At 72.4% G+C, this 11,841-nt stretch carries 1 protein-coding gene; it reads left to right on the top strand.

Annotated elements, in window-relative coordinates:
• Positions 1–21: 21 nt before the first annotated feature.
• Complete coding sequence (locus Sspor_RS13495) at positions 22–11,766, top strand: type I polyketide synthase (RefSeq protein WP_202199363.1); 11,745 nt, start codon at positions 22–24, stop codon at positions 11,764–11,766.
• The last annotated feature ends 75 nt before the right edge of the window (positions 11,767–11,841 follow it).

The raw sequence follows: 11,841 nt of genomic DNA, 5'->3' as shown, positions 1-11,841 counted from the left end.
TTCTGTACGAGGGATGCACGCATGAATGAGGAAAAACTCCGGTACTTCCTGAAGCGGGTGACGGCCGATCTCCACGAGACGCGGCGCCGTCTTCAGGAAGTCGAGTCGGAAGAGCAGGAGCCGATCGCGATCGTCGGGATGAGCTGCCGCTACCCGGGAGACGTCGAGTCGCCCGAGGACCTGTGGCGGCTGGTGTCCGAGGAGACCGACGCCATCTCTCCCTTCCCCACCGACCGGGGCTGGGACATGGGGCGGCTCTTCGACGCGGACCCCGACGGGCGAGGCACGAGCTATGTGCAGGAAGGCGGCTTCCTGCACTCCGCCAACCGGTTCGATCCGGCGTTCTTCGGGATCTCGCCGCGCGAGGCCATGGCGATGGACCCGCAGCAGCGGCTCCTCCTCGAAACCTCGTGGGAGGCGTTCGAGCGCGCGGGCATCGACCCCACCTCGCTGCGCGGCAGCCGGACCGGCGTCTTCGCGGGCGTCATGTACCACGACTACGCCTCACGTCTGCGTGCCGTACCGGAGGAGGTCGAGGGCTACCTCGGCACCGGCGGCTCCAGCAGCATCGCCTCCGGCCGGGTCTCGTACACCTTCGGCCTGGAGGGCCCGGCGCTCACCGTCGACACGGCCTGCTCGTCCTCCCTCGTGACGCTGCACCTGGCCATGCAGGCGCTCCGCAAGGGCGAGTGCTCGCTCGCCCTTGCGGGTGGTGTCACGGTGATGGCGACACCGGGCACGTTCACCGAGTTCAGCCGCCAGCGCGGTCTGTCCTTCGACGGGCGCTGCAAGTCCTTCGCGGACTCCGCGGACGGCACCGGCTGGGCCGAGGGCGCGGGCATGCTCCTCGTGGAGCGGCTCTCGGACGCCCGCAAGAACGGCCACACGGTCCTCGCCGTGGTTCGTGGCTCGGCCGTCAACCAGGACGGCGCGAGCAACGGCCTGACCGCCCCCAACGGCCCCTCCCAGCAGCGGGTCATCCGGCAGGCCTTGGCCGACGCCCGCCTCACCGCGGCAGACGTCGACGTCGTCGAGGCACACGGCACCGGCACCACCCTGGGTGACCCGATCGAGGCGCAGGCGCTGCTCGCGACCTACGGCCGGGAGCACACCGAGGACAGCCCGCTGTGGCTCGGCTCGGTCAAGTCGAACCTCGGGCACACGCAGGCGGCCGCGGGCGTCGCCGGCATCATCAAGATGGTCATGGCGATCCGCCACGGCCGGATCCCGAAGACGCTGCACGTCGACGAGCCGTCGACCAACGTCGACTGGTCGGCGGGCGCCGTCTCGCTGCTGAGGGAGTCGGTGGAGTGGCCGGAGACCGGCCGCCCGCGCCGTGCCGCCGTGTCGTCCTTCGGTATCAGCGGCACCAACGCGCACACGATCATCGAGCAGGCTCCGCTGCCGGAGGCCGAGACCCAGCCGGCCGACGACGCGGCGAACGGCCCCGAGGCGACGAACGGCCCCGAGGCCACGGAGGGCACCGAGCGGGCGGACGCCGAGGCGGCCGGGACCGGGGTGCGGCCCGTGTCCGTGCCTCCCGTACTGCCGTGGCCGGTCTCGGCCCGTACGGAGGAGGCACTGCACGCCCAGGCGGAGCGCCTGCTCGCCCACGTACGGACCAACCCGGACCAGGCCCCGGTGGACATCGCGCTCTCCCTGGCCACGGGACGCGCGGCGCTGGAACACCGGGCCGTCGTCGTCGCGACCGACCGGGAGCACACCCTCGCCGATCTCGCCGCGCTGGCGTCCGGCGAGACCTCGGCGCGCGTCGTGCTCGGCGAAACGGGGGCGCGGGGCAAGGTCGCGTTCCTGTTCACGGGGCAGGGGAGTCAGCGGCTGGGGATGGGCCGTGAGCTGTACGAGGCGTATCCGGTGTTCGCGGAGGCGCTGGACGCGGTGTGTGAGCGTCTTGAACTTCCGCTGAAGGACGTGCTGTTCGGTGCGGATGCTGCGGCGCTGGATGAGACGGCGCTGACGCAGCCGGCTCTCTTCGCGGTTGAGGTGGCGCTGTTCCGTCTGGTCGAGTCGTGGGGTGTGAAGCCGGACTTCCTGGCCGGTCACTCGATCGGTGAGATCGCCGCAGCCCACGTGGCGGGGGTGTTCTCGCTGGAGGACGCTTGCGCCCTGGTTGCGGCTCGTGGCCGTCTGATGCAGGCGCTGCCGACCGGTGGTGTGATGATCGCGCTGCAGGCGTCGGAGGACGAGGTCCTGCCGCTGCTCACCGACCGGGTGAGTATCGCCGCGATCAATGGTCCGCGGTCGGTCGTGATCGCGGGCGATGAAGATGCCGCGGTGGCGATCGTGGACGCTTTCACCGACCGGAAGTCCAAGCGGCTTACGGTCAGCCACGCGTTCCACTCGCCTCACATGGACGGCATGTTGGACGCCTTCCGCGAGATCGCCGAGGGGCTCTCGTTCGAGGCTCCGCGCATCCCGGTCGTCTCGAACCTCACCGGCGCCCTCGTCTCCGACGAGATGGGCTCGGCGGACTTCTGGGTCCGGCACGTCCGTGAGGCCGTCCGTTTCCTGGACGGCATCCGCACGCTGGAGGCCGCGGGTGTCACCACGTACATCGAGCTCGGCCCCGACGGCGTCCTCTCCGCCCTGGCCCAGGAGTGTGTCACCGGCGAGGCCGCGGCCTTCATACCGGTCCTGCGCTCGACCCGCCCCGAAGCCGAGACCGTCACCACGGCCCTCGCCCAGGCGCACGTCCGCGGGATCGCGGTCGACTGGCAGGCGTACTACTCCGGGACCGGCGCCCAGCGCGTCGACCTGCCCACCTACGCCTTCCAGCGCGAGCACTACTGGCTCGACGCGGGAACGCTCGGCGGGGACGTGAGCACGGCGGGTCTCCGATCCGCCGATCACCCCCTGCTCGGCGCCTCCGTGGCTCTGGCGGATGCGGAGGGGCTCCTCCTCACCGGCCGGCTCTCGCTCGATACCCACCCCTGGCTCGCCGACCACGCCGTGGCGGGGACGGTCCTGCTGCCCGGCACCGCCTTCGTCGAGCTCGCCCTCCGGGCCGGGGACCAGGTCGGCTGCGACCTGATCGACGAACTCACCCTCGCGGCCCCCCTGGTGCTGCCCGAGCACGGCGGAGTCGAGCTCCAGATCACCGTCGCGGCGCCCGACGCATCGGGCCGCCGTTCGGTGGTCTTCCACTCCCGTTCGGACAGCGCCGCGGACGACGAGGCGTGGGTCCGGCACGCGACCGCGGTACTGGCGGAAGGCGCGGAGACCCCGGCGTTCGACTTCGGCGTCTGGCCGCCTGCCGGGGCCGAATCCGTCCCGGTGGAGGGGCTGTACGACGGGCTCGCGGACTCCGGCTTCGGCTACGGGCCGGTCTTCCAGGGGCTGCGTGCCGCCTGGCGTCTGGGCGAGGAGGTGTACGCCGAGGTGAGCCTCGGGGACGGAGCCGAGCCTGGAGCGGCGCATTTCACCGTGCACCCGGCCCTGCTTGACTCCGCCCTGCACGCCATCAACCTCGGCACCCTCGTCGAGGACACCGGGCAGGGGCGACTGCCGTTCGCATGGAGCGGTGTCGCGGTCCACGCCGTGGGGGCGGACACCCTGCGCGTACGGCTCTCCCGGGCCGGCCAGGACGCGGTGGCGCTGGAGATCGCGGACGCGGACGGCGCGCCCGTCGCCTCCGTACGCAGCCTCGCGCTGCGCGCCTTCTCACCCGACCAGCTGACCGGTCCGAGCGGTGGCGGGCAAGGAGATGCGCTGTTCCAGGTCGACTGGACGGTGCTTCCTGCCGGGGGCGCGGCCGGTTCGTCGGACGACTGGATGATGCTGGGTGCCGGTTCTCAGGTGTACGCGGACCTGGCTGCGCTGGGTGCGGCTGCTGTCGAGGGCGGTGAGCTTCCGGCGGCACTGGTGGTGCCGTGCGTGGCTCCGGACGCGGACCTGGAGTCGGGTGCGGTGCATGCGGCTGTCGAGCGTGCGCTGGGTCTGGTGCAGGAGTGGCTGGCGGACGAGCGGTTCGCGGATGCGCGTCTGGTGTTCCTGACGCGTGGTGCGGTGGCTGCGGTGCCGGGCGAGGACGTGACCGATCTGGTCCATGCCCCGGTGTGGGGTCTGGTGCGTTCCGCCCAGTCGGAGAACCCGGGCCGTTTCGGCCTGATCGACGTCGACGCCGACGGCGAAGTGGACGCGGCCGTGCTGTCGGCCGCGCTCGCCACCGGTGAGCCCGAGCTGGCGGTCCGCGAAGACGCCCTGCTCGTGCCGCGCCTCGCCCGTGCTGCTGTCGTCGACGGCTCCGGCCGTGATCTCGATGCTGATGGCACGGTGTTGGTGACGGGTGCGAGTGGCACGCTGGGTGGTTTGTTCGCCCGTCATCTGGTGGTCGGGCGTGGTGTCCGGCGTCTGCTGCTGGTGAGTCGTCGTGGTGGGGCGGCCGAGGGTGCTGCTGAACTGACCGCTGAGCTGACCGCGCTGGGTGCGGAGGTTCGGTGGGCGGCGTGTGATGTGGCCGACCGTGCGGCGCTGGAGTCGGTACTGAGCGGCATTCCGGCTGAGTATCCGCTGACGGGTGTGGTGCATACGGCTGGTGTGCTGGACGACGGTGTGGTGTCGTCGCTGACGCCGGAGCGTCTTTCCGGGGTGTTGCGTCCGAAGGTGGATGCGGCCTGGAATCTGCATGAGCTGACCCGTGGTCTCGGTCTGTCGATGTTCGTTCTGTTCTCGTCCGCTGCTGGTGTGTTCGGTGGTGCCGGTCAGGCGAACTACGCGGCAGCGAATGTGTTCCTGGACGCCCTGGCCCAGCACCGCACGGCGCAGGGCCTGGCGGCGACCTCCCTCGCCTGGGGTCTTTGGGCGGAGTCCGGGGGCATGGCGGGTGAGCTGGGTGCCGGGGATGTGGAGCGTCTGGGCCGTGGTGGTGTCAGTGCGCTTTCCGCGGACGAGGGTGTGGCTCTGTTCGATGCGGCATCGGCGTCCGAGCAGGCTCTGTTCGTTCCCGTGAAGCTGGATCTGGCGGCGCTGCGCGCACAGGCCGGCAGTGGCTTGCTGCCGCCGCTGCTCAGCGGTCTCGTCCGGACGCCCACCCGTCGCGCCGCCCGCGGTGGCGCGGCGGGGGGCACCTTCGCCCGGAAGCTGGCCGCCCTGGACGCGGACCAGCGGGCCGGAGCCGTGCTGGAGCTCGTGCGGGCTCAGGTCGCGGCCGTGCTCGGCTTCGCCGGGCCCGACGCCGTCGACCCGGCACGGTCGTTCAGCGAGGTCGGCTTCGACTCGCTGACCGCCGTCGAGCTGCGCAACCGCCTCGGCGCCGCGACCGACGTACGGCTCCCCGCCACCCTCGTCTTCGACTACCCGACCCCCCACGTTCTCGCTGACTTCCTGCACGGCGAACTGCTCGGCGGCCAGGAAGCGACAGCAGCCCCGGCGGCCGTCACGGCCCGGGACGACGAGCCGATCGCGATAGTGGCGATGGCCTGCCGTTTCCCCGGCGGCGTACGGTCGCCCGAGGACCTGTGGGGACTCGTCCTGGACGGCCGGGACGCCATCTCGGACATGCCGGACGACCGCGGCTGGGACGTCGAGGCACTCTTCGACCCCGACCCCGACCGACCGGGTACCAGCTACAGCCGGGCCGGTGGGTTCCTGCACGACGCCCACCACTTCGACCCGACGTTCTTCGGGATCTCGCCGCGCGAGGCCCTCGCCACCGATCCCCAGCAGCGGCTGCTCCTCGAAACGTCGTGGGAGGCGTTCGAGCGCGCGGGCATCGACCCGGCCGCCGTACGCGGCAGCCGCACCGGCGTCTTCGCCGGGGTCATGTACAACGACTACGGCACCCTCCTGCACCGCGCCCCGGAGGGCCTCGAAGGCTATATGGGTACCTCCAGCTCGGGCAGCGTCGCCTCGGGCCGGGTCTCGTACACCTTCGGCCTGGAGGGCCCGGCGGTCACCGTCGACACGGCCTGCTCGTCCTCGCTCGTCACGCTGCACCTCGCCGTGCAGGCACTGCGCAACGGCGAGTGCGATCTCGCACTGGCCGGCGGCGTCACGGTGATGGCCACGCCCGGCACGTTCGTCGCGTTCAGCCGTCAGCGCGGGCTCGCGAGCGACGGCCGCTGCAAGCCGTTCGCCGCCGCCGCCGACGGTACGGCGTGGGGTGAGGGCGTCGGTATGCTGCTCGTCGAGCGGCTGTCGGACGCGCGGGCCAAGGGCCACCCGGTCCTGGCGATCGTGCGGGGCTCGGCGATCAACCAGGACGGCGCCAGCAACGGTCTGACGGCTCCGAACGGGCCTTCGCAGCAGCGGGTGATCCGTCAGGCTTTGGCCAGTGCTGGTCTGTCGGCGGCCGAGGTCGATGTGGTGGAGGCGCACGGTACTGGTACGACGCTGGGTGACCCGATCGAGGCGCAGGCTCTTCTGGCGACCTATGGTCAGGAGCACACGGAGGAGCGGCCGCTGCTGCTCGGTTCGATCAAGTCGAACATGGGGCATACGCAGGCGGCTGCCGGTGTCGCGGGCATCATCAAGATCGTTCAGGCGATGCGTCACGGGGTCGTCCCCAAGACCCTGCACGTGGACGAGCCGACCCCGCACGTCGACTGGTCGGCGGGAGCCGTCTCGCTCCTCACCGAGGAGATGGCCTGGCCGGAGACCGGCCGTCCCCGCCGCGCGGCGATCTCCTCCTTCGGTATCAGTGGGACCAATGCCCACACGATCATCGAGCAGGCGCCGGACGAGCTCGTGCCGGTCCGTGCCGTCGATCCGGAGCCGGCGTCGGAGCCGGAGTCGGGTGTGGGTGCGGGGGTGCTGCCGTTCGTGGTGTCGGCGAAGTCGGCGGAGGCGTTGCGTGGTCAGGCCGGGCGTCTGAGGGCGCATCTGGAGGCTTTGCCGGAGTCGGACCGTTCCGGGGTTGTCGATGTGGCGTACTCGCTGGCGACGCGGCGTGCGGTTTTCGATCACCGTGCGGTGGTGGTTGCGGGCGACCGTGAGGAGCTGCTGCGTTCTCTGGCGGCTTTGGAGTCGGAGGGTACGGCGGCCGGTTTCACGCGGGGGACCGCGGGTGCCGGAAAGCTTGCGTTCCTGTTCACCGGGCAGGGGAGTCAGCGTCCGGGTATGGGTGCGGAGCTGTATGCGAGGTATCCGGTGTTCGCGCGGGCTCTGGATGCGGTCTGTGACAGGCTCGATGCGCGGCTCGAAGTGCCGTTGAAGGCGGTGCTGTTCGCGGCCGACGGTGATCTGCTGAACCGGACCGTGTATACGCAGCCGGCGTTGTTCGCGGTCGAGGTGGCGTTGTTCCGGCTGGTCGAGTCGTGGGGTGTGAAGCCGGACTTCCTGGCCGGTCATTCGATCGGTGAGATCGCCGCAGCCCACGTGGCGGGGGTGCTCTCGCTGGACGATGCGTGCACGCTGGTCGAGGCCCGCGGCCGTCTGATGCAGGCACTGCCCACCGGCGGAGCCATGGTCGCGGTCCAGGCCACCGAAGACGAAGTGCTCCCGCTGCTGACCGACCGGGTGAGCATCGCCGCCGTCAACGGTCCGCAGTCGGTGGTCGTCGCCGGCGATGTGCACGCGGTGATGGAGATTTCGGCCGGATTCGCCGTGCAGGGCCGCAAGACGAAGCAGCTCACCGTCAGCCACGCGTTCCACTCGCCGCACATGGACGGCATGCTCGCCGACTTCCGCAAGGTGGCGGAGGGGCTGACCTACGCGAGGCCGCGCATCCCGGTCGTCTCCCACCTCACCGGGGACCTCGTCACCGGCGAGATGGGCTCGGCCGATTTCTGGGTGCGGCACGTCCGTGAGGCCGTCCGTTTCCTGGACGGGATCCGAGCCCTGGAGGCCGCGGGCGTCACCACGTACATCGAGCTCGGCCCCGACGGGATCCTCTCGGCCATGGCCCAGGACTGCCTCGCCAAGGACGGCGCCGCCACCTTCGCGCCCGCCCTGCGCAAGGGCCGCCCCGAACCCGAGACGATCACGACGGCCCTCGCCCACGCCCATACCCACGGCGCAACCGTCGACTGGGAGACCTATTTCTCCGGCACCGGCGCCCAGAGCGTCGAGCTGCCCACCTACGCCTTCCAGCACGAGCGCTACTGGATCGACGTGCCCGTCCACTCCGTCGGCGATGTGGCTTCCGCCGGACTCGGTGCGGCGGAACACCCGCTGCTGGGCGCGGCCGTCGAACTGCCCGACTCCGAAGGGCTTCTGCTCACCGGCCGGCTGTCGCTCCCGTCGCACCCCTGGCTGGCCGATCACGCCGTCGCGGGCACCGTCCTGCTGCCCGGCACCGCCTTCGTGGAGCTCGCGCTCCACGCCGGGCAGCGGGTGGGCAGCGCACTGCTCGAAGAGCTGACCCTGGAGGCACCGCTGGTGCTTCCCGAGCGCGGGGCGCTCCAGCTGCGGGTGTCCGTGGCCGCGCCCGACGAGACCGGGCGGCGCGCGGTGCACGTGCACTCGCGTCCCGAGGACCTGGGCGGCGAGGACCGTCCGGGGCACGAGGTGCCGTGGACGCGGCACGCCGGTGGTGTGCTCGCCGCGACGGAGGCGGCCGAAGCCGCGCCGGAGGCGTCCGGCCTGGACGTCTGGCCCCCCGCGGACGCCGAACCGCTCGACGCCGACGACCTGTACGACCGGTTCGCCGCGGGCGGGTTCGCGTACGGCCCTGCCTTCCGCAACCTGCGCGCTGCCTGGCGGCGCGGCGACGAGCTGTTCGCCGAACTGCTGCTGCCCGAGGGACCGCTCGCCCAGGCCGCCCACTTCGGTGTGCACCCGGCCCTGCTGGACGCGGGTCTGCACGGCATCGCGCTCGGCCCGTTCCTCACCTCCACCGGTGCCGGGGCCGACGGCGGCGACGAGGACACCCGGATCCGGCTCCCGTTCTCGTTCAGCGGTGTGGCCCTGCACTCGGTCGGTGCGGGCGCGCTCCGCGTACGGCTCGCACCGGCCGGGTCCGGTGCCGTGTCGCTCGCTGCCTTCGACGAGCGGGGCGCACCGGTCGTGTCGGTGGAATCGCTGCTGCTGCGGGCGGTTGACCCGGCACGGTTGAAGCCCGCGGACGGGCCGGTGTTCCACGAGTCGCTCTTCCGGCTGGAGTGGCCGTCGCCGGGCACGGTTTCGCGTACGTACAACGGACCCGGGGACAGCGCCAAGAACGCTCCGGGCGGCGGTCGCTGGGCCGTGGTCGGGGCCGACCCGCTCGGCCTCGAGGCCGGGCTCCGGGACGACGGCGTCGGCGTCGACGGGTACGCGGACCTGTCCGCGCTCGCCGGAGTCGTGGCCGCGGGCAAGCCGCTGCCGGACACGGTGCTGGTCTCGTACGCCTCTCCGGGCCCTGCCGACGGGGCCGATACGGCGGGCGTGGCGATGCCGGCGACCTCGGCGGACGCCGTTCGGCAGGCGGCTCACGACGCGCTGGAGCTCGTCCAGGGCTGGCTCGCCGAGGACTCGCTCGCCGGGTCACGGCTGGTCGTGGTCACGCGCGGCGCGGTCGAGGCGCTCCCCGGCGAGGGCGTGCCCGATCTGGCGTACGCGTCGGTGTGGGGCCTGCTGCGGTCCGCGCAGTCCGAGAATCCCGGGCGGTTCGTCCTGCTCGACCTCGACGCGGAGTACGGGGGCGACGACGCGGGGACGGCAACACTCCTCGCCGCGCCCCTGGCCGCCGCCGTGGCGAGCGGGGAACCCCAGCTCGCCGTCCGTGACGGAGTCCTGCGCGCCGCCCGGCTGGCACGGGTTCCCGCGGTCCCCGCCGCCGAGACGGTGGCGGGCACGGAGCGTGCACCCGCCCTCGACCCCGACGGCACGGTCCTCATCACCGGCGGCACCGGATCGCTCGGCAGCCTGCTGGCCCGCCACCTGGTCGTGGAGCACGGCGTACGGCACCTGCTGCTGACCAGCCGGCGCGGGGCCGCCGCCGAGGGCGCCCCGGAGCTGGTCGCCGCACTGGCCGAACTGGGAGCCGAGGCGACCGTCGCCGCGTGCGACGCCGCCGACCGGGAGGCGCTGGCCGCACTGCTGGCCGGCATCCCGGCCGCGCACCCGCTCACGGCCGTCGTGCACACGGCGGGCCGCGTCGACGACGGGCTCCTGGCATCGCTGAGCCCGGAGCGGATCGACACGGTGCTGCGTCCCAAGGCCGACGCGGCGCTGCATCTGCACGAGCTCACCCGCGGACTGGACCTCGCCGCGTTCATCCTGTTCTCCTCGGCCGCCGGCACCCTCGGCAACCCCGGGCAGGCCAACTACGCGGCGGCCAACGCCTTCCTGGACGCCCTCGCACAGCACCGGCGCGCGGCGGGGCTGCCCGCGGTGTCGCTGGCCTGGGGGCTGTGGGAGCAGCGCAGCGCGATGACCGGCGAGCTGTCGGACGCCGACGTCCAGCGGATGGCGCGAGCCGGACTGGCCCCGCTCTCCTCGGACGAGGGCCTGGCACTCTTCGACACGGCGTGCGCCCTGGCGTCCGCAGGCGACCCGGAGCCCGCCACCGGCGAAGCATCGTTCGTCGCCATGCGGCTGGACACCGCACCCCTGCGGGCCCAGGCCGACGCCGGAGCCCTTCCGGCCGTCTTCCGCGGGCTGGTGCGAGGCGGTCCGCGCAGGGCCGCCGCACATCAGGCCGCCGATTCGGCGGCATCCACCGCCGCGCGACGGCTCGCGGGTCTGTCCGGGCTGCCGCAGGACGAGCAGGAGCGCGTCCTGCTCGACCTCGTGCGGGCCCAGGTGGCCGCCGTACTGGCCTACCCGTCGCCGGACGCGGTGGGGGAGTCGCAGGAGTTCCTGGAGCTGGGGCTGGATTCGCTGACCGCCGTCGAGCTGCGCAACCAGCTGAACGCGGCGACCGGCCTGCGGCTGCCCGCCACCCTGCTCTTCGACCACCCCACACCGGCGCTGGTCGCCGGCCGGCTGCGGGCCGAACTCGCCGAGGCTCCCGGCTCGCCGGCGCGTGACGGCGCGGCGGACAGTGGCGGGGAAGACTCCGCCGGTGTCTTCGGCGCCATGCTCCAGGAGGCAGGAACGCAAGGTGCGTCCGGGCAGTTCATGGAACTGCTCATGCAGGCGTCGCGGTTCCGGCCGTCGTTCGCCTCGTCGGCCGAGCTGCGCAAGGCGCCGAGCCTCGTGCGGCTCTCCCGCGGTGATTCCCGGCCGGGGCTGGTCTGCTTCTCCTCGATCCTGTCGATCTCGGGCCCGCACCAGTACGCGCGCTTCGCCTCCGCCTTCCGGGGCCGCCGGGACGTTCACGCGCTCGGTGCCCCCGGCTTCCTGCGGGGCGAGCAGCTGCCCTCGACCACCGACGCGGTGATCGAGGCCCAGGCGGAGGCCGTGCTCCGGCACACGGACGGTGCGCCGTTCGTGCTCCTCGGCCACTCCTCGGGCGGCATGCTCGCCCACGCGGTAGCCGGGAAACTGGAGAGCGAGGGGGTCTTCCCCCAGGCGGTGGTGATGATCGACATCTACTCGCACGACGACGACGCGATCGTCGGCATCCAGCCCGGCCTCTCCGAGGGGATGGACGAGCGGCAGGACACCTACGTACCGGTCGACGACAACCGGCTGCTGGCGATGGGCGCGTACTTCCGGTTGTTCGGCGGCTGGAAGCCCGAAGCGGTGAAGACGCCGACCCTGCTGATACGGGCGGGTGAGCGGTTCTTCGACTGGACCCGTTCCACGGACGGCGACTGGCGTTCGTACTGGGACCTGGAGCACACCGCCGTGGACGTGCCGGGCAACCACTTCACCATGATGGAGGAGCACGCTCCGACGACCGCGCAGGCCGTCGAGGGGTGGCTGGACACCACCGGCTGACACCACCGGCCGACGGCGCCGGCCGGCAGCACCGGACAGGCACAAGGGCCGGGCCCCACCGCGAAAGGCGGGGCC

It is taken from the genome of Streptomyces spororaveus, assembly GCF_016755875.1.
Lineage (GTDB): Bacteria > Actinomycetota > Actinomycetes > Streptomycetales > Streptomycetaceae > Streptomyces > Streptomyces spororaveus.
Note: the sequence above shows the minus strand (reverse complement) of the source record. Positions and strands in the feature narration are given on the sequence as shown.